Source organism: Microcoleus sp. ARI1-B5 (assembly GCF_036705795.1).
GTDB lineage: Bacteria > Cyanobacteriota > Cyanobacteriia > Cyanobacteriales > Microcoleaceae > Microcoleus.
The window spans coordinates 256,239-274,460 of sequence record NZ_JAUBVK010000004.1; the positions used below are offsets into that span (position 1 = coordinate 256,239).

Annotated in this window: 18 protein-coding genes and 1 pseudogene; 5 read left to right on the forward strand and 14 right to left on the reverse strand. The window is 45.4% G+C overall.

What is annotated here, in order from left to right:
* Positions 1-40 precede the first annotated feature (40 nt).
* Positions 41-595, forward strand: coding sequence for a TetR/AcrR family transcriptional regulator (locus tag QUB63_RS08715; protein ID WP_332944505.1), 555 nt, complete (start codon positions 41-43; stop codon positions 593-595).
* A gap of 326 nt (positions 596-921) precedes the next feature.
* Here QUB63_RS08715 and QUB63_RS08720 read toward each other — a convergent pair.
* Positions 922-1,744: pseudogene (locus QUB63_RS08720) on the reverse strand (Uma2 family endonuclease).
* 114 nt (positions 1,745-1,858) lie between these two features.
* On the opposite strand from QUB63_RS08720, the gene QUB63_RS08725 reads away from it, so the two are divergent.
* Positions 1,859-2,440, forward strand: a complete 582-nt coding sequence (locus tag QUB63_RS08725) for a Uma2 family endonuclease (protein ID WP_332944506.1) — start codon at positions 1,859-1,861, stop codon at positions 2,438-2,440.
* Between the two features lie 238 nt (positions 2,441-2,678).
* On the opposite strand, the gene QUB63_RS08730 is transcribed toward QUB63_RS08725, so the two are convergent.
* Entirely contained in the window at positions 2,679-4,067 is a 1,389-nt protein-coding gene (locus QUB63_RS08730) for an NB-ARC domain-containing protein (protein WP_332944507.1), read from the reverse strand.
* A gap of 512 nt (positions 4,068-4,579) precedes the next feature.
* On the opposite strand from QUB63_RS08730, the gene QUB63_RS08735 reads away from it, so the two are divergent.
* Positions 4,580-5,722 carry a radical SAM protein gene (locus QUB63_RS08735; RefSeq protein ID WP_332944508.1) on the forward strand — a complete coding sequence of 381 codons (1,143 nt, stop codon included), beginning with the start codon at positions 4,580-4,582 and terminating at the stop codon, positions 5,720-5,722.
* 416 nt (positions 5,723-6,138) lie between these two features.
* On the opposite strand, the gene QUB63_RS08740 is transcribed toward QUB63_RS08735, so the two are convergent.
* The 11 genes from QUB63_RS08740 to QUB63_RS08790 all read right to left on the reverse strand — a co-directional run bounded on the left by QUB63_RS08740 (position 6,139) and on the right by QUB63_RS08790 (position 14,326).
* Positions 6,139-6,357 (reverse strand): type II toxin-antitoxin system HicA family toxin, encoded by a 219-nt coding sequence (locus tag QUB63_RS08740; protein ID WP_332944509.1) that lies wholly within the window; start codon positions 6,355-6,357, stop codon positions 6,139-6,141.
* The gene (locus QUB63_RS08745; protein WP_293250492.1) at positions 6,357-6,602 is read right to left on the reverse strand and encodes a type II toxin-antitoxin system HicB family antitoxin; all 246 of its coding nucleotides are present in this window, start codon (positions 6,600-6,602) and stop codon (positions 6,357-6,359) included. Before QUB63_RS08745 ends, QUB63_RS08740 begins: the two co-directional genes overlap by 1 nt.
* A gap of 121 nt (positions 6,603-6,723) precedes the next feature.
* A complete protein-coding gene (locus QUB63_RS08750) occupies positions 6,724-7,098 on the reverse strand; it encodes a DUF433 domain-containing protein (RefSeq protein WP_332944511.1) in 375 nt (124 codons plus the stop codon).
* Positions 7,099-7,379: 281 nt separating this feature from the next.
* Positions 7,380-8,375: an AEC family transporter gene (locus QUB63_RS08755; RefSeq protein WP_332944512.1), complete on the reverse strand. Its 996-nt coding sequence runs from the start codon at positions 8,373-8,375 to the stop codon at positions 7,380-7,382.
* Between the two features lie 215 nt (positions 8,376-8,590).
* Complete coding sequence (locus QUB63_RS08760) at positions 8,591-8,797, reverse strand: glycogen debranching protein (protein WP_332944513.1); 207 nt, start codon at positions 8,795-8,797, stop codon at positions 8,591-8,593.
* Positions 8,798-9,011: 214 nt separating this feature from the next.
* A complete protein-coding gene (locus QUB63_RS08765) occupies positions 9,012-9,497 on the reverse strand; it encodes a GNAT family N-acetyltransferase (RefSeq protein WP_332944514.1) in 486 nt (161 codons plus the stop codon).
* 357 nt (positions 9,498-9,854) lie between these two features.
* On the reverse strand, positions 9,855-10,928 hold the full coding sequence (locus QUB63_RS08770; RefSeq protein ID WP_332944515.1) for an RNA polymerase sigma factor, RpoD/SigA family: 1,074 nt from the start codon (positions 10,926-10,928) through the stop codon (positions 9,855-9,857).
* 139 nt (positions 10,929-11,067) lie between these two features.
* Entirely contained in the window at positions 11,068-12,744 is a 1,677-nt protein-coding gene (locus QUB63_RS08775; protein ID WP_332944517.1) for an ABC transporter ATP-binding protein, read from the reverse strand.
* A gap of 289 nt (positions 12,745-13,033) precedes the next feature.
* Positions 13,034-13,618 carry a TFIIB-type zinc ribbon-containing protein gene (locus QUB63_RS08780; protein ID WP_332944518.1) on the reverse strand — a complete coding sequence of 195 codons (585 nt, stop codon included), beginning with the start codon at positions 13,616-13,618 and terminating at the stop codon, positions 13,034-13,036.
* A 22-nt stretch (positions 13,619-13,640) separates the two neighbouring features.
* A complete protein-coding gene (gene patD / locus QUB63_RS08785; RefSeq protein ID WP_332944520.1) occupies positions 13,641-14,063 on the reverse strand; it encodes a heterocyst frequency control protein PatD in 423 nt (140 codons plus the stop codon).
* A gap of 128 nt (positions 14,064-14,191) precedes the next feature.
* Positions 14,192-14,326, reverse strand: a complete 135-nt coding sequence (locus QUB63_RS08790) for a hypothetical protein (protein ID WP_332944521.1) — start codon at positions 14,324-14,326, stop codon at positions 14,192-14,194.
* 191 nt (positions 14,327-14,517) lie between these two features.
* Between QUB63_RS08790 and QUB63_RS08795 the strand changes: the two genes are divergently transcribed.
* Both QUB63_RS08795 and QUB63_RS08800 read left to right on the forward strand, forming a co-directional pair.
* Positions 14,518-16,791: a RelA/SpoT family protein gene (locus QUB63_RS08795; RefSeq protein WP_332944522.1), complete on the forward strand. Its 2,274-nt coding sequence runs from the start codon at positions 14,518-14,520 to the stop codon at positions 16,789-16,791.
* Between the two features lie 207 nt (positions 16,792-16,998).
* Positions 16,999-17,226 (forward strand): DUF4926 domain-containing protein, encoded by a 228-nt coding sequence (locus QUB63_RS08800; protein WP_332944523.1) that lies wholly within the window; start codon positions 16,999-17,001, stop codon positions 17,224-17,226.
* Between the two features lie 63 nt (positions 17,227-17,289).
* Here the strand turns inward: QUB63_RS08800 and QUB63_RS08805 are convergent, their stop codons facing one another.
* Positions 17,290-18,210, reverse strand: a complete 921-nt coding sequence (locus QUB63_RS08805; protein WP_332944524.1) for a glycine betaine ABC transporter substrate-binding protein — start codon at positions 18,208-18,210, stop codon at positions 17,290-17,292.
* Between the last annotated feature and the right edge of the window lie 12 nt (positions 18,211-18,222).

Here is an 18,222-nt window from a genome sequence, read left to right on the forward strand (position 1 = left end):
TTTGGTATAATGTCAAGAGGTCAACTCAAAATAGCTGTCAATGCCACAAGAAACCTATATTCCATGCCTGCTGCAACTGTTTCGACAGCATGGCTACGACGGAGCAACCCTATCTAAAATTTCTGAAGCCACAGGTTTGGGCAAAGCAAGCCTGTACCATCACTTTCCCGGTGGTAAGGAGGAGATGGTAAGAGCTGTGTTGGATCACCTCGAAGCAGGGCTGGAGCAACACATTCTGCAAGCCCTTCGCAGCGAGGGAGATACTTTGACGCAACTCCAGAGAATGTGCGATCGCATTAGCGAGTTATATGAAGGAGGGGAACAACCTTGCTTATTTGCCATTCTATTGATGGGTTCGGCACGCGAGATTTTTCATCCTCAAGTACAACACCTATTGCGGACTTTGATTGATGCGATCGCAGAGGTTTTGATGACAGCAGGATTGGATGAAATATTGGCTCATCAGCGCGGGGAAGATGCCGCGATCGCAGTTCAAGGTGCTCTGATTCTGTCGCACGGGTTGAATGATTTGGCTCCTTTTCGGCGAGTTATCAAACAATTACCGCAACAATTATACCGGGACATAGTGGGTTGAAATTCCAGGGGCATCGGGAATTTTAAACCCATTGCGTTGCCTACCTCAACCCAACCTACAGTCGATCGATCGTTGATAATTACTCGTTACTTTCGCGCTCGCCCGGTAACGCTTCTGGGGCGAGGAAGAGCCTCCTTTTTTCGGGCCGAGGCTCTTCAAGAGCGATCTGGGTTCCCAGATTCTTCTACCTAAAAACGAGTTAGGAAGAGCCTGGGAACCAGTTATTTCCGATCGACTATACAGGTGTGAAACCCTTTTAGCAGGGCGGGAGCTCTTGCCGCCGCCTACAAAAATCGCAGTCTAGGTATTAAACTCGGACTTTGAGATCAATCCTCAGCATCCGGATCGATGCCCATTGCTCGCAGTCGATCGGCTAACTGGGCGGCTTTTCGCTCTGCTTGTTCGGCTTTTCGCTCTGCTTGCTCGACTCTAGCCCGCTCAATTTCAACTTGCTCAGAGCCAATTAACAGCAAATTCCCCTGGGAATCCCACCACCGCAGCCAAAGCATTTCTTGATTTTGATAACTTCCCTGCCAAAGTCCCAATTCTACATCTAATAAAGGAATGGGATAGTGACCGCGTTCGTTTGGCTCGATCCTGCGATAGACAAAATCAATCAGGTGATAGACTTCTAAATTGCCAGTTTTAATTTCATAAATGCCGTAGTAAGGAATGCGGATAATTCTTTCGTAAACCCAAAACTTACCCGGTTTAGTCGTTGTACCGTCAGCGGCCACAGCAAGAGGAGTGCGTGAAGCGAAGCTATCCCGAAGGGAATCGCGCTCCTCATCTCCATTACCGCTAGCAAACTCTAAAGCAATGAACGGAGCCATGTGTTCCCGCCAAAGTACATAAGAACGGCGAAAACCGTCCAGTGTTGGCGGTACATTGGGTATATAAAACCAATCCGGTGCTTCTGCGCCTCGCTCTGGCGGGTCAGTTTCTCGCCAGTAAATCCCGCAAGAAGAGCCCGATCGCATATTGTCCATCTGGATGCAGCCGCTCTACCACCGGTCCGATCGAATCAGTCAGAATGATACTCTGCGGATGCTCCTGAAAATTCTTCACAAATGTACCGTCTTCCTCTGGCAGTTGGGTATGATCGGGGAATGCAGGAGGCAAACCTGTAGCAGTTATTGTCTCGTCCATCGTCGTTTCCCGTGCAGTTATTGTTCATTGTACTGCGAAATTTTAGAGCAATCTAATTTGAAACTTTAGCTAATATTCGCTAATATGGAAAAGCGATCGTAAAAGGTAAGTCAGATGGTTGTCGCAATTTCTAAAGCAGGATTGGGTACAGGTGCGGCTTTCCTGTCAAACGTGACATGGGAGACTCTGGAAAAGTTGGATGCAGATTTGGCCCAAACTGGGGCGCGCTTAACTTATTTGGATGGGTATTTAGAAATTATGGCCCCTTTATCTGATGCTCATGAAGAACCTAAAAATACTTTAGGTCAGGTTTTAGAGATTTATATGCGGACGAAGGACATTCGTTTCTACGGGCGCGGTAGTACAACTATCGGGATGAAGGAGTTGGGTGCACGGAAGGAACCAGATGAGTCTTATTGTTTGGGTACGCGCAAGTCGGTTCCCGATTTGGCGATCGAAATAACAGTGACGAGTGGTGGAATTGATACGCTGGAAATCTATCGTCGTGTGGGAGTGCAGGAGGTTTGGTTTTGGGAGGATGGGGTAATTTCGGTTTATTGTTTGCGTCCAACGGGATATGAGTTGGTGAGTAAGAGCGAACTTTTGCCGGATTTGGATTTGCGATCGATCGAGTTTTATTCGCGGATGGCCGACCAATATGATGCGGTGAATGCTTTTATGCGATCGATGATGTAGTTGAAACTGCTACTATATAAACCCGGCGGTTGAAACCGCGTCTATACAAACTTTCGTCCGCCTCCGCGGACTAAGAAATAAAGGGGTGGAATGTTATTTATACCAATCTTTTATGAGGCTGCTCCCGAATCCGATCCCCCCTAACCCCCCTTAATAAGGGGAGTAGGGGGTGGGACAAGAGGGTGGTCAAAGTCTCCCTTATTAAGGGGGATTTAGGGGGATCGAAATATATGCTACTTCATATTAAATTGGCATGAGATTGAATATATGCTTTAAATACAGGATTAATCTGAAACTTCGATCGCACTCCTACTAACACTTTTTCCACTAAGCCGCGTCGGGCTAAAGATTGTATGGCTTGCCAAAATTCAGATTTGGATAATTCACTGTCAGCAGGTTGTTGTGAAATATCTACAGCTTCATCTTGAGTGGCCAACCAGTAGCCTACCTTTTTTTCTGACTCCGATAAACGCTCTAAGTGAGATTCTAAAAGTGGCTCTAAATCACCTAAATAGATATCATTTTGATCTGCTAAAAACCGGGAAGCGCTACCGTCAAATAATTCTAAAATTGTTGAAGCTATGATATTTAACCAGAAAGGATGACCTTGATAAAGGGCGATTAAGTCTGACCATTTTTCCTCATCTGTCAATTCTTTTTCTCTGATAATTTCTGCCGCTTGTTCCCCTAACCCTTTGAGGTGTAAGGTTCGTGCGGGTCGGTTTAGTGCTTCTAAAGCAGTAATTTCTCTGGGTTTTTCCCAACTGAGGAGGATTAAACAACTCTGATGAGAGGATGTGGCAATTTGTTTAAAAAATTTGCCATAGTCTTCATAGCCTGCTAAATATTGACCTGCTAATTGACTGCTTTTAAAAATATTCTGTACGTCATCAAGGATTACTAAACAGCGAGAAGATCGAAAATAATCGATGACTGTGGGTAATGGGGGTTGTGGCGATCGCCCAAAAAATTGCTTGAGTTCGGTTTGGAGGGTTGAAAGTGTGGGTGTGTCAGCGAGGCTTAACCAAATAATATAATCAAATTGAGTTTGAATTTGTTCGATGAGTTTGAGGGCGAGATCGCTTTTGCCAATTCCACTTAAGCCGTAGACGGTGATTAAGCGGGTGTGGGCTTGTAATATCCATTGTTTGAGGGTGGAGAGTTCGGAGGTGCGATCGTAAAAGCTGGTTAATTCGGGTGCGTCTGTTAAATCGATGATTGGGGATTGACTTTTGTTTTGGGGAGAGTCTGGGGGTGAGGGCGATCGCTCTTTAGTATCTTCTGGATCTTGCCGTTTTTCGCCACAAATATTGATATGACTATTAATGTAACCAACAATCTGTGAACCATTATTGTTGTAAATATTAGATAATGCTTTTGTTTCTAAAATAGAACAAACATTAGATTGTTTAATGTCTTCGCCAATTACATTAGATAGAAGCTTCCATAATTTCCATGCCTCTTTTTTGATGTGATCGTAACTACGCTGATGATTTTTAGCAATTTCTTCATAATTTTGATGTTGCCAAACTCCTTCTAATATAGCCTTTTGTAGGGAATCAAGATGTTTTCCTGTGTTAGCTAATATCTGTTGGTCAGTCCATGTTAAAACTTGCTGAATATCCATAGGTAAAAGTGGGGTTATTCATTCACTATCCCACTTTATCACACTTTTTGCCACTCGCTCAACTCAAACCCACTTTTTGCCACAATTTTGATTATGTAAAGAATTGTAAATTTCCCATTAAACACCACTTTTATGACTAGGCAAAAATAAATAGGCATATTAAAGTAAGGAGAGATACAAGGAAAGACTTTCTAACTAACTAGAGTGTACTTTCTGCCAAAGTTTCATACAGTGAGGTTACTATGTTACAAAGCAAAATAGCAGAGACTCCGGTCACTGCTCCACAAAATAACAGTGCAATCACTCAGTCTAAGTATATCGCTCGTCCAGAAAACCACAGCGAATGGTATCAAGTTGAGGTAGGAACAGAACGAGCAAATGTTATGACTTGCGGTGCTAGTTCGAGGTGTAACGAGGCAAGAAACTAAAAGCAAATTACTAAAGATTGCACAAGTTTGATATGGGGCGCGATAACGCGATACTATGTCGCGTCCTCAATGAATGACAAATAAATGGAGGAAAAATATATGTTAGTTCATCGGCACGTTGGCAATGTAGATTTCGCAGTTGATCCCTCTCAGCCTGTTGGCATTTTCTTAAAAAATACTGAAGATTCTAACTTGAGCTTTGCCAATGTTAACGCTTTTGTTAATTGGGTTTTGGCCGGAGCGAGAATACCTGCTACTCTCGAATGGGAGTTGCTTTCAGTGTGCAATTTTAAATGCGGCTTTTGTTATATTGTAGGACACACGCCAAAGACAATATTCTCATCGGAGCGTGCTTTTGAACTTATTGATGAGTTTGTTGATGCGGGGGTTGTTCAAGTGATTTTAACTGGCGGAGAGTGCCTAATCCATCCAAATTTTACAGCCATTTATGAAAAACTCCGTTTGGCAGGTATTATTGTGTCGGTATACACCAATTTGGAATTGTTAACAGCCCAGCATATCGAAATATTTAAACGTTATCCACCTTATATGATTGAGATTAGCATTTACGGTCACGATGAAGATAGTTACGAAAAAGTAACTGGACGGCGAGCTTTTGAGAAGGTACTCCAAAACATAGAGCTTCTTCGCACCTATGGCTTTAATCTTTTTTGTAAAACACCTATCACTACTCTGACACATAATTCTATTGAGTGGATATATAACTGGTGTACGAATCGTAACTTGGAGTATTTTGTATCTCCAAGTATTCAAAATGGTCTTGATGGTGATAATTTAGCGCATTTTGCACTAAAAGGTGAAGACTATTACTCAGCAGAAAAGTTTAGGCTTAAGTTAGTGAAAAACCCAACACCCCCTACCAAAACACAAAATAGAGAGCCGTCCCGTGTTTTTAACTGCGGGGTTGGTAAAGTAGGCGCTTACATTAACTATGATGCTAATCTTTCTCCATGTTCAGACATTCGGAATCAGCGGTTCAATCTAATGGAACTTTCGTTTGCTGATGCTTGGCATCAGTTAGTTAATAACATAAAACCACAGGAAGGTTTAGTTATAAGTGGATGTAATCCGAATTGTTCTGCTAAGTCAATATGTAAGATGTGCCCAGCATTGGCTCTCCGTGATGAACAAGGAAATTATACAGTTAATCCAGCTTATTGCGAACGAACAATTGCACTTGCAAAGGTTCTTTCAATTAGCTCTTAGTCACACCTTTGATTAAACCAAGATACAGAAAGGTGAATAGCTTTGTTAAAAGTTTATTATTTTGATTGCGGTGCTGCTGGTGGGATAAAATTGTGATAAGTTAGTACGCCTCTAATTAAGTAGTAGTTCCGAATCAATTACACTTGCATCTCGCCTGAAAGCCTTACAGCGTTCAGAGTCTTTATGTAATTAATTTTGCGTGGTTACTTAAGCACAATCAAAAAATTCATGACGGAAAATCAAGTAGTAGGGTGGGTCACTTTACAATTTTTTGCCAAGAGTATCTATTATCGCAGGTGACGCACCCTACATCTGTCGATCATCCAATTGCGATCATCGCCCCTTCCCCTACCACACACAATAGCAGAAGAAGCGCGATCCTTTTATTTAATATAATTGACAAAACCCTCTCAACTTTAGAGGTTCTCCCAATCACTAATATCAACTTTAGCCTGTCGCAAAATTTTAGCTAAAAAGTTGGCACTGATATCACCTTGATGAGGATTGGGGATGGTAATGCGAAGGTTATATTTCAACATGAATTGATGCCTTTTTCCCGAATAGGGGCCGTCAAATCCCAGTTGTTTCAGGTAATAAATTAAGTCTCGACGTTTGACTGGTTTTAAAGGAGGCATCAGGCAACTTCCTTGGTAACTGTAAGGTCGATATTATCAAGGACAGGTAAAGAAAGATTCATTGTGAGACTAAGTAAGATCCAGTCTTCCAATACCTCTTGCAATTCTTCTCGACAAGCTTCGAGAGTTACAGCATTTGCATAGACTCCCTCACAGATAGGAATTTCTCCGTAGAAAGTCCCATCATCAGGGAAAATTTCATACTTAGCTTGCTTCATGGCAGCTTGGATGTATTTAGTTAACATATTAAAGCAATCTCCTTTAAGGTGACAAAACGAATTGGGATGATATCAAGCCCACCTTGATTAGCAATAGAGCCAAACAAAATTAGGGGGTGTCCGTTGAGATTACGATCGCTCAAAAAAATTATGCTTTAGCATCAAGTTTGGCCTTCGCGGCTCGAAGCTTTTCCCAAGCAGCTTCGGTTCCTGGTCTTGGTGGCCCGGCGGCAATTCTGGCAATGATATCGCGATTTTTTTCTTCATAATACAGCCGCAGTTCCTCAGCTTCCTTAAGCACCATTTGATACTCGGCTTCAACATCAGCGCGATTTGCCTCAATATAAGCTAAAGCCGCGTTAATTTGTTCTTCTGTAAGGTCAAACAATCCTCTGATAAACTTAGGCGGATATTGAGCCGTCACATAGTCCATGATGTCGTAGAGGGTGATGCGCGTACCTGCGATCGTCAGTCCTCTTTCTGTACGGATGATAGCTGTTTGTTCGTCGGATATGCTGGTCATGCCTCTAACCTCCTAGAAGTTATTTCTATATTATAATAATTATCAAAAGTCTTGCCACAATCATTGGTTTTTGGTTTGTTTGCGCTCACCCTGAGAGTAAGGTGCGTCGCTCATCGATTGTCGATTTTCATTGAGGATTTAAGGGCGGCGCCCCACCCGGTTTCTGACTTCTCACAGACTCGAAGAAACCGGGTTAGAGCGATAATTTACGCATCCTTACCGAGATTTTGAAAAGAAACCCGGTTTCTAACTCCCACGCGCCCCACGCGATCGTCCAACAGTCAACTAAACCCAGCTAACCACAAGGGAAGCATCAACAGCAAACCGACAGAAGTGAGGGCGATGCTGCTAGCTAACATATCGCGATCGAGTTCATATATTTCTGCTAAAATTAGCACCGAAAGAGCCGTGGGCGTTCCCGACATCAACACCAACACGAACCTCGGATCGCCGCTCAATCCAAAAAAACCAGCACCCAATCCGATCAGCACCGGCACAATTACCACTTTTAACAGCGACGGGATTAATGCTAGTTCAAAACTTTGCCATGTTTTAATAGATCTCAGGCGGATACCAACCAGCAGCAAAGCACTAGCAATTACCCCAAAAACTGCCGCCTGCAATCCCGATTCTACTGTCTCGGGTAGGGGGATACTTCTCGTAAAAAAACCTATGATAAATGCCCAGAGAGCGGGAACTGTCAGCACGTCGCGAAGCTGAATCCACCAGTGATTTTTTTCATCGGAATGCCCGAAATAGCTGGCAATAAATACACCAAAACCGTAGCTTCCGATCACGTTGTTGGTGACGCTGTACAAGACGGCCCAGTTGTTGTTATCGCTGCTGATGATAGCGGGGGTGATTGCTAATCCGACAAAGCCGGTATTCCCTAACATTGCAGCTAGGATAAAACTGCCTTGGCTCGATCGCTTCAGGGAATTTACATTTATTAGAAATAAATTAACTAGAGAATGTTTGCCCTGAAAATAGGGCTTTTTGACGTGGGCCGCACTCAGCCGCCGCAATAACACCCAAGTCAACCAAGCTAAACTTGTACTCAGAAATAACACGAATATGGCGATCGCGGGCGTGAATCCCACAGCACCGGAAAAATCGCTCTGACGGGCTAAAACTGCAATTTGCAGCGGTATCCCAATCCAGAACAGAAAGCGGCTCAACAGCTTAGGAAAATCAACTGGGATGTACCGAAATACCACCAGTCCCAAGCCCGTCCAGATAACTAGAGGCGTATAAGCATGAAATAAGGTTTCAATCATAAAAACTTAACTTGACAATTTGAAATGCCTCTATCGATTAATAGTAAGGCTAAAACCAGTTTGAAAAATGCGATTTGTCGTTAGCCCAGCCCCCGTAGGGGCGTGCTGGGCTAACGATTTGTCTTACATTTTCCTAACTTATGTGCAGTGTTTTCCTGTCCTTTCCTTGACACCGAAACACGGCTATACTAAATCTGCTGATTAGCTTGCGCTCATCAATTCAATTTCAAAGCATTAACAGGCACCTCATCCCAAGAACTAACAGTTCGCAATGTAGCAACCCAGCCCTGTTGTTTTTGCTCGGCCGTCAAATTCTGCTCAAAAGATGCGTGGCATTCCTGTGCTTGAGTCTCATCGCCACAAGCAATGCAAGCATAAAGAATACCTGACGGATCGATTTGCTCGTTTACCCAAATAATCACGCTCTACTCTCTCAATCAAAATCTACTGTTAGTTAAATTTTCCTATATTTTTGCCAATTATTTACTAGGATTTACGCAACAAAAAATTGACCCACGAGGTGCCCAGAAACCGGGTTTTTCGCGAAAAGACCCGTTACAGACGGCAGATTCAGCAAAAAACCCGGTTTCTGAGAGTCGTTTATGAGAGTCGGAGCGCGATCGCCAACTGATAAAATCACTTCGAGGCCAAACTCGCCAAAGACTCGCCCGCCACCCGGCAAATCCGCCAGTCGGGCATCACATCAGCACCGATACCCTTGTAAAATCCGATCGCCAATTCATTCCAATCCAACACAGTCCACTCCAAACGCCCGCAGCCCCTTTCCACAGTCAACCGCGCCAAATAAACAATCAAAGACTTACCAATTCCCCGCCCTCGAAACTCAGGGAGCACGAACAAATCCTCCAAATAAATCCCCGGCTGAGTCAAAAAAGTAGAATAATTGTAAAAAAATAGCGCCCAGCCTACAATCCGATCTTCGCATTCTGCTAGAATTGCTTCAGCAAAAGGGCGATCGCCAAACAAATGATTTTCCAAATCAACCGCATTACCTGTTACCGCGTGAGATAACTTTTCGTACTCAGCTAAAGCCTTAATCAAATCAAACAGCACCGGCACATCGGCGCGGGTAGCCGGACGCAAAATCACCTCATCAGACATAAATCAATCAGTAGTAAGCGACAATCAACAATTAAATATAACAGTAGTCAGTAGTCAGTAGTCAGTAGTCAGTAGTCATTAGTCCTGCCGTCATTAGTCCTGCCGTCAGTAGTCAGTAGTCAGTAGTCAGCAGTCATTCTACTCGTTACCAGCAGTGCCTGGTAACGCAGATCCGCAGGAAGAGCCTCCTTTTTTCCCAGCCGAGGAAGAGCCTCTGAATATCTGTTCCGAGGCTCTTCCTTGGAACCAGTTAAACCAGTTAAACCCGCGGAGGCGGGTTTTGTTTGTATAGACGCGAATTCCATTCGCCGTCCGATATTTAAGACTTTTCAAAATGCAAACTCAATGTTTTCGAGCTTATTTCAACCAGCCCTTCAACCGTTCCGTCACTTGAGGGCGGCGCAGCTTTCGCATTGCCTTATTTTGAATTTGACGGACTCGTTCGCGGGACAAATTGAACAAACTGCTGACTTCTTCTAAAGTGTAAGGTTCGCCAGTTATCAAACCGTAACGCATAGCAACAATCTCTTTTTCGCGATCGGTCAAAATACTGTCCAACACCTCCAAAATATCTTGGCGCATCATCATCTCATTCATCTGAGCTTCGGGAGATTGCGTCGCGCTATCTTCAATAACATCCAAAAGTTCCGAACTTTCTTCCGTGCCGATGCGGTGGTTGAGAGACAAAGATTGGCGGCGCACTTGCTGCAGGTAGCGAAGCTGTTCGGCAGTAACTTCCATTTCTTTAGCAAGTTCAGCTTCAGTGGGATTGCGTTGAAGAGAACGCCTCAGCTCCCGATAAACTCTTTTGAGTTTATTTAACTGTTCGACAATGTGAACCGGCAACCGAATTGTCCGCCCTTGATTGGCAATTGTGCGGGTAATTCCTTGGCGAATCCACCAATAGGCATAGGTAGAAAATTTGTAACCCTTCTCAGGATCGAACTTTTCTGCTGCTCGGTTCAAACCCAAAGATCCTTCCTGAATTAAATCAAGAAAAGGCACGCCCCGGTTGAGATAGCGTTTGGCAATGGAAACCACCAAGCGCAAATTCGAGCTGATCATTTTCCGTTTCGCCGACTGACACTGGTAGCGCATCTGTTGCAGTTGAGTTTCGCTCACCCCCAAAGCCGCCGCGATTTCAGCTTTTGTTGGCACTCTGTCCAATTCCTGCTTTAAACGCTGTTCTAGTTCCTGAAGGGCTACCAATTCTTGAACGCGGCGCGCCAACTCTACCTCTTCGGTGGCACTCAGTAGAGGGTAGCGAGCCATTTCTTTGAACAAAGCTCCCACGGGATCGTCGGCAGACCAACTGTTGTATGCTGACGATCTAGTTACCGTCGGACGATCGATCTCGGTGTCCTCATCCTCTGCGATTGCGAGTGAGGCTTCGGATGCCACCGCAAAACTGCCTAGGTCAGATTCTGCCATATAGTGCTTGGTGTCCGTGGGATGATTTGAAAACTATCCCTTCACTTTAACCAATTTAATCAGAAATTTCCGAAATCCATCTAGAAGCTCGTGACTGATATTAGTGGCCGATATCAAAGCGCCCCAATTTTATACCTTTTTATTGCGTCCGAGCCAGTAAAGGAGCTGCCTGCAATAACTGCTGAGTGTAAGGGTGCTGCGGATTAGTAAAAATATCCCTAGTCTTGCCGATTTCCACAATTTTTCCCGCATTCATTACCGCAATGCGCGAGCAAAAAAACCTCGCCACCCACAAATCGTGAGTAATAAACAGATAAGTCAAATTAAATTCCTGCTTCAACTCCAGCATCAGCTCTAATACTTGAGTCTGCACGCTGGCATCCAGCATACTCACCGGTTCGTCGCAAATAATCAGTTGCGGCCGAGTAATCAAAGCTCTGGCGATGGAAACCCGCTGCTGTTGTCCCCCCGACAGTTCTCCCGGATAGCGGCGAAAGAAATCCTCCCCAGGAGTCAAACCCACCCGCTCTAACATTTGGATTACTTGTTTTTTAGCTTCCTCTGCCTTAGCTAATTTGTGAATCAACAAAGGATCGGCAATACTTTGCCCGACAGTCATCATCGGATTCAAGCAAGCGTGGGGATCTTGAAATACCATTTGCATTTGGCGGCGGTGTTTCCTGACAGCATCGCGGCTCAGGGCAGTGATATCTATTCCTTGAAATTCAACTTTGCCACCCGTCGGAGGAATTAGCCGCAAAATCGTGCGCGACAACGTACTTTTGCCGCAGCCGGACTCCCCTACCAGCCCGAGGATTTCCCCCCGTTCTAGCTCTAAACTAACGCCGTCTACGGCTTTAATTACCTGGCGGTTCCGCGAAAATAATTGATCTAATAAATTGCTTTCTAAGCTGTAGTGCTGCTGCAAATTCGTCACAGTCAAAAGAGGTGAATTTGACTGGGACTTAAGCCGATAATTTTCCTTCTCCCGGGTTCCTTCTATCTTCCCCGTCTCGGAATCGGCTTGAATGTGCAAAGCTGCTTTGAGGAGCGATCGAGTATATTCGTGCTGCGGCTGTTCAAAAACCTGTTGTACCGGCCCTGTTTCCACGACTTTGCCGCCGTACATCACCGCAATGCGATCGCAATACTCAGCCACCATCGCCAAATCGTGAGAAATCAGCAAAATAGCCGTTCCCCTTGAAGCGCAAAGTCTCGTCAATTCCTGCAAAATCTGAGCAGCCACAGTGACATCCAAACTCGTCGTCGGTTCGTCGGCCACAATTAACTTCGGATCGAGCAAAAGAGCCAAAGCAATTGCCACTCTTTGGCGCATTCCGCCGCTAAATTCGTGAGGAAATTGCGACCAGCGAGACGCCGGAATTTTCACAGCATCCAAAATCTCGATCGCCCGTTTCTTAGCTTCCTTGCGATCCAAATTCGGTCTGTGAGCCTGCAAAGTCTCGATACAGTGTTCCCCAACAGTCATCAAAGGATCGAGACGAGTCATCGGATCTTGAAAAATCAACGCCACAGCTTCGCCCCGAAACCGTCTCAGCCGCGAAGCATCCATGGAAAACACCGACTCTCCAGCAAAACCAACCCGCCCCTCAACCAAAGTCGAATCCGGCAGCAACCGCATCGCCGCCCTTCCCAAAGTTGACTTACCGCAGCCAGACTCGCCAACTAATCCCAGTTTTTCCCCCGGTTCTAGCGCCAGGGAAACCCCATCAACTGCCCAACCGGATACGCCTGGCCGCTGAGGATAAGCTACTCGCAGATTTTCAACGGAAAACAAAGAATAGTCATTAGTCATTAGTCATTAGTCCTTAGTCTGTTGTCTGTTGTCTGTTGTCTGTTAACTGTTAACTGTTAACTGTTGTCTGTTGTTATTTATTATCGCTCAATATACTGGCGGTTAGTTGTTAGTTATTAGTATTGTTCAGGACTTATTAGTTATTGGTAATAGACCGATATGCTGTTTGTAAATACCAATATAAAGTGCTACAAACAAAGATTTTATCACTACCTCATTAACCGACCAACCGCTTACTAACAACAGTCAACCGTTAACAGTCAACAGTCAACTGTCAACAGCCAACTGACTAAATTTCCTTTCGCTTCAACTCAGCTCTCCGCAGTATGTAAGTAGCCGCACAATCTGCGTGGGGATGGTCTGCTAAAACTTCCGCCAGTTCCAACACATATCCGGCGATGTCCGGGCCCAGCTTCTCGGTGAGCACTTGACGCTCCCGAGCGGCGAGCTCTTGCACGCGGGCCTTAGCTTGCCAGTTGGGAGAAAACATCTTGTCAATCTCGGTGTGGAATCCCAGACTTTCGAGAATATCCCACTCGCCGTTATCGCACCAAATGCCCCCGCACAACATACAGCGCTCTATGTAAAAGGGCACTCTGCTGAAAGGAACTTTCGCCCGCGACAGATAGTGACCGTCTTCGGGACACAGCGCTGCTTTGCTGTCGTAGGGAGACGGCGTGAATTCTATGCCGAGAGTGCCTGTCGCATCTGGCTTCTGGGATTTGTTGTACCACTGGCTGTGCTCTTTCTGCCAAGCTTCGTATTCTTTGCCTGGAATCCAGATACCGTAACAGTTGGAACACCACTGCACCGACATGCTGCCGGCTAAGGTGCCGCCGTCTAAGTTGGGATGTTTACATTTTGGACATTCCACCGCTTTATTTCTCCTTGCCTTCTCAATTCCCTTTTAATTCAGTTATTAATTCTGCATCTGGGCGGGCCCGCTCAGAACCAGAATTTTTTTTCAGCACCGCGCCACAGTAGCCAATTAGCGTGTTCAGCCGCTCCGCAGCCGCAGTTTGCCTCGTCTGTGCTGTCGCGGGCTGCTTCGCGACTTGCAAAAACGTGACATCTGTCCCCAATAACCGCAGTTGCTTGTGAATTTCCGTCAAATATGACTGTTCTGGGGGGGGTTGTGAGGCGTCTAACTCACCGCTGGGGGCTCTCATAATTTGGTTTCCGAAAAATTGTTGCACTTTTTTGTATTCGATCGCCAGCGCTGCCCGATCGAGATTATCCTGTGCAACAGTTCTTTGTAGCTGTTCGAGTGCTTGCTGTAATTCTTCGTAGCAATGGCGGCGGTCTTCGGACAATATCATGATTTTGTAAACAAATTTGTCTTTATAATCAAAGTAGATTCTTGCTTAAGGTTGGCTCAGATTAAGGAAAGCCGTGCCTTTTTGCAGAAATTCCCTGTTTTTCGAGAAAATTTCATCACTGGGGGGCGTCACTCGATCGCTCTGGCTTCTGCTTTGAGTTTAGCGTTGCCTGTAAATGCCGATCGCCCGCTACGTCCACTGCTGCCGCCAAAATATTCTGATCTTACCCGAGCGACCGACCCCACCGGCGGCCGTGAAGCCACTATATTTTCCTACCCCAGAGGGGGGGCAGCTCGCAATTAGATAGGTATAGTTAACAGAAAAATCGACTATTTTTTGGGATTGCAAATTGTGGCATTCAATTAGTTTAGTATAGCTAAACACAGAAATTCGGCAATTCAACCGAAAACCGGCTTTTAACCATTTGTATTTCTAATTTTTAAAGGTGTACCCCATGAACGCGAATACTCTGACTCCCTCGAACGCGATCGATCCTGCTGTAGTTCCCGATTGGCTGCAAGAATGCCTGAACGCTCGATCGCAACCTGACGAGGCCCCTAACCCGAATTGCACCACTGACAACGGCTTAATTTGTCGGGCCTTTGAATTTGCCCGCGACTTGCACGAAGGACAGTACCGCAAATCTGGAGAACCTTACATTTGCCATCCGGTAGCTGTAGCTGGAATACTCCGGTATATGGGCGGAAACAGCGCCATGATTGCCGCCGGTTTCCTGCATGACATAGTTGAAGATACAGATATTACTCTCGAAGAAATAGAACAGCGGTTCGGCGCGGAAGTGCGACAGTTGGTCGAAGGTGTCACCAAACTTTCTAAGTTTAATTTTTCCAGCAAAACAGAGCGCCTTGCCGAAAATTTCCGCCGAATGTTCCTGGCAATGGCTAAAGATATTCGCGTCATTGTCGTCAAACTAGCAGACAGACTGCACAACATGAGGACTTTGGAGCATTTGTCCGAAGAAAAGCAGCGCACCATTGCCCTAGAAACCCGAGAGATTTTTGCTCCCCTGGCCAACCGTTTGGGTATCGGGCGCTTTAAGTGGGAATTGGAAGATTTAGCGTTTAAATACCTGGAACCGGAAGCTTACCGCGAAATTCAGGACTTGGTGGCGGTCAAGCGGGGCGATCGAGAAACCCAACTCGCAGAAGTCACAGATTGTTTGCGAGAAAGGCTTGACAATTTAGGCATTAAATGCTATGAAGTCAGCGGCCGTCCCAAACATTTGTACGGGATTTATGGGAAGATGCAGCGCCGGCAAAAAGGCTTTAACCAAGTGTACGATATTGCTGCGGTGCGGATCATAGTAGAAACCAATGATGACTGTTATCGCGCATTGGCGATCGTCCACGATTCATTCCGCCCGATCCCCGGCCGCTTCAAAGACTATATCGGTTTACCAAAAGCCAACCGCTATCAATCTTTGCACACCGGAGTCATCGGCACCAGCGGCCGCCCGATCGAAGTACAAATTCGCACCGTAGCAATGCACCACATTGCCGAATACGGCATTGCAGCCCACTGGAAATACAAAGAAACTGGCGGTTCCAATACCACAGTCACCGGCGACGACGAAAAATTTACCTGGCTGCGACAACTGCTAGAATGGCAAACCGATCTCAAGGACGATCGCGAATATTTACAAAGCATTAAAGACAACTTATTCGACGAAGATATCTACGTTTTCACTCCTAACGGAGACGTGATTGCACTCAACAGCGGCTCAACACCCGTAGATTTTGCCTACCGCATTCACACAGAAATAGGCAATCGCTGCACCGGCGCCAGAGTCAACGGGCGGATGGTGACACTAGACAAGGTATTAAAGAACGGCGACATTGTAGAAATCTTGAACCAAAAAAACGGTCATCCGAGTTCCGACTGGCTGAATTTTGTCAAGACAAACGGAGCAAAAAACCGAATTCGCCAGTGGTTAAAGCGATCGCACCGAGATGAAAACCTCGCTCGCGGGCGGGAATTGCTGGAAAAAGAATTAGGCAAAAACGGCTTAGAATCTTTGCTCAAATCAGGGCCAATGCAATCGGTAGCTCAGCGGTGCAACTACCACAGCGTCGAAGATTTAATCGCCGGTTTGGGCTACGGCGAAGTGACTCTAAATCTCGTAGTAAACCGCCTGCGAGATTTAGTAAAAGTGCAGCAAAAAATAGAATCTGCACCCGCAGGAATCCAGGAATCGCCCGTGCAAATACCTGCATCAGCGGCACCCAAACCCGTACCGAGTTCATCTCCCAGCAAATCGCCGATCGCAGGTGTAGAGGGATTGCTGTACCATTTAGCCGGCTGTTGCTGTCCGATTCCCGGCGAATCAATTATTGGAGTTGTGACTCGCACCCGCGGAATTTCGATTCACCGACAAGGATGTTCAAATGTTGAAAGCGTACCGGGCGATAGATTAGTTCCTGTGAGTTGGAATTCCACCAACCGCAATGAATCTCGCCCCAATACTTATCCGGTTAACATTCAAGTAGAAGCCCTCGATAGAGTCGGAGTTCTCAACGATGTTTTATCGCATTTGAAGGACAACAAAGTTAACGTCCGCAGCGCCCAAGTCAAAACATATCCCGGATTGCCGGCATTAATTGATTTGTGCATGGATATCCAGGATAAAGAACAGTTCGAGCGGACTTGTATGCAGATTAAAAATATGAGCGATATTTTGAATTTGCGACGGCTGAGTGAAGGAACTTAAGAAAGACGGCGGTTGAAACCAGGTTTACACTAACGAAGTCCGCCGGACGCCGACGGTCGAAGATAACGTAATTTTAACCGTTCGTTCTTTAACTTGCGTCGGCAGGTTTTGTTTGTAGAGAAGCGGTTTCAACCGCCCGGTCTTCTGCACACAAAAAGGCTTATGTTCCCAATCCAAAATCTCAAATAGAAAATGGTATAAGCCCCCATGAAATTTGCACTTTTTTCACAGGTAGCATTGCGCGAAGACATCCCCAAATACAATCTAAAAAAAGGTGCTACAGCAACTATTGTTGAGCATTACCCAATGCCCGAAGGTCAAGAAGACGGTTATAGCTTAGAGGGTTTCAATGTCGAAGCAATTACAGTTGAAGTTGCCGAGTCCCAGATGGAATCAATAAAAGCTCCTGTTTTGCAGCTTGGCAAATTAAGCTAACGCCGGCATCCGCTAGAAGTATATGTTATATGGCTCTCGGTGCGCAATGCGCACCCTACATCTTTACTTCGCGGGAGTCGCCGGCTTTGACTCGCCCAACTTTTGCTGCAAAAACTGCCGCGCTACTTGTGCAGCATCCTGCTGTTTCCCATCAACTTGATAGTTGAGGTTCCGCATATCTTCCTCCGAGATTTTGCCGCCCAACTCAGCGAGCACTGGACGCAATTCTGGGTATTTCTCCAAAATTTGCGATCGCACAACCGGAACAGCTTCGTAGGGCGGGAAATAGTTCTTATCATCTTTCAGGACTACTAAACCCAAACTTTGAATCAAACCATCCGTCGTATTACCAGCAATCACATCAACTTCTTTTTGTTGCAGCGCTTGATAAAGCAATCCTAACAGCAACTCCTTCGGTTCTCCCGCAAATTTAATCCCGTAAGTTTTAGCTAAACCGGGAAATCCATCTTCTCTATCTTTGAATTCTGGCCCAAAACCAGCGCGCAATTTTGGTGCAGCCTTGCTTAGTTGCGAGAGTGTTTGCAAGTTAAGTTTTTTGGCATCTTCTCCCCGCACAATAATCGCAAAACCGTTATTAAATCCCAGCGGTTGGGTCCATTCGGCTTTAAACTGTTTGGGATATTTTTGTTTGAGGTAATTCAGGACTTTTTTGGGGTCAGAAATCGGCTTTTGTTTGAGAATGTTGGCGAAACCTGTACCCGTATATTCGACGTACAAGTCAATTTTACCGGCTGTTAGGGATTGATGGCAAAGCGAGCCTCCGAGGTTGAGTTCGCGTTCTACTTTAATATCGGTTTTGGCTTCGATGTGCTGTGCTAAAATTTCTGCTAAAATGACTTGTTCGCTAAAGTCTTTCGAGCAAATAACAACTTGTTTTTGAGAACGAGAATTGCAGCTTGTCACTGCGAACAAGCAAAGCAATGATAAGCAGGAAGTTAAAAAATGGCTTTTTGATATTTTCATTTTTTTATTGTA

Excerpts from the sequence above, each read along its gene's own strand:
- QUB63_RS08805 (WP_332944524.1), bottom strand. The coding sequence starts at position 18,210 with ATGAAAATATCAAAAAGCCATTTTTTAACTTCCTGCTTATCATTGCTT.
- QUB63_RS08715 (WP_332944505.1), top strand. The coding sequence starts at position 41 with ATGCCACAAGAAACCTATATTCCATGCCTGCTGCAACTGTTTCGACAG.
- QUB63_RS08730 (WP_332944507.1), bottom strand. The coding sequence starts at position 4,067 with ATGGATATTCAGCAAGTTTTAACATGGACTGACCAACAGATATTAGCT.
- QUB63_RS08775 (WP_332944517.1), bottom strand. The coding sequence starts at position 12,744 with ATGACTAATGACTATTCTTTGTTTTCCGTTGAAAATCTGCGAGTAGCT.
- QUB63_RS08750 (WP_332944511.1), bottom strand. The coding sequence starts at position 7,098 with ATGACCAGCATATCCGACGAACAAACAGCTATCATCCGTACAGAAAGA.
- QUB63_RS08735 (WP_332944508.1), top strand. The coding sequence starts at position 4,580 with ATGGAGGAAAAATATATGTTAGTTCATCGGCACGTTGGCAATGTAGAT.
- QUB63_RS08740 (WP_332944509.1), bottom strand. The coding sequence starts at position 6,357 with ATGCCTCCTTTAAAACCAGTCAAACGTCGAGACTTAATTTATTACCTG.
- patD (WP_332944520.1), bottom strand. The coding sequence starts at position 14,063 with ATGATATTGTCCGAAGACCGCCGCCATTGCTACGAAGAATTACAGCAA.
- QUB63_RS08755 (WP_332944512.1), bottom strand. The coding sequence starts at position 8,375 with ATGATTGAAACCTTATTTCATGCTTATACGCCTCTAGTTATCTGGACG.
- QUB63_RS08745 (WP_293250492.1), bottom strand. The coding sequence starts at position 6,602 with ATGTTAACTAAATACATCCAAGCTGCCATGAAGCAAGCTAAGTATGAA.
- QUB63_RS08725 (WP_332944506.1), top strand. The coding sequence starts at position 1,859 with ATGGTTGTCGCAATTTCTAAAGCAGGATTGGGTACAGGTGCGGCTTTC.
- QUB63_RS08795 (WP_332944522.1), top strand. The coding sequence starts at position 14,518 with ATGAACGCGAATACTCTGACTCCCTCGAACGCGATCGATCCTGCTGTA.
- QUB63_RS08770 (WP_332944515.1), bottom strand. The coding sequence starts at position 10,928 with ATGGCAGAATCTGACCTAGGCAGTTTTGCGGTGGCATCCGAAGCCTCA.
- QUB63_RS08800 (WP_332944523.1), top strand. The coding sequence starts at position 16,999 with ATGAAATTTGCACTTTTTTCACAGGTAGCATTGCGCGAAGACATCCCC.
- QUB63_RS08765 (WP_332944514.1), bottom strand. The coding sequence starts at position 9,497 with ATGTCTGATGAGGTGATTTTGCGTCCGGCTACCCGCGCCGATGTGCCG.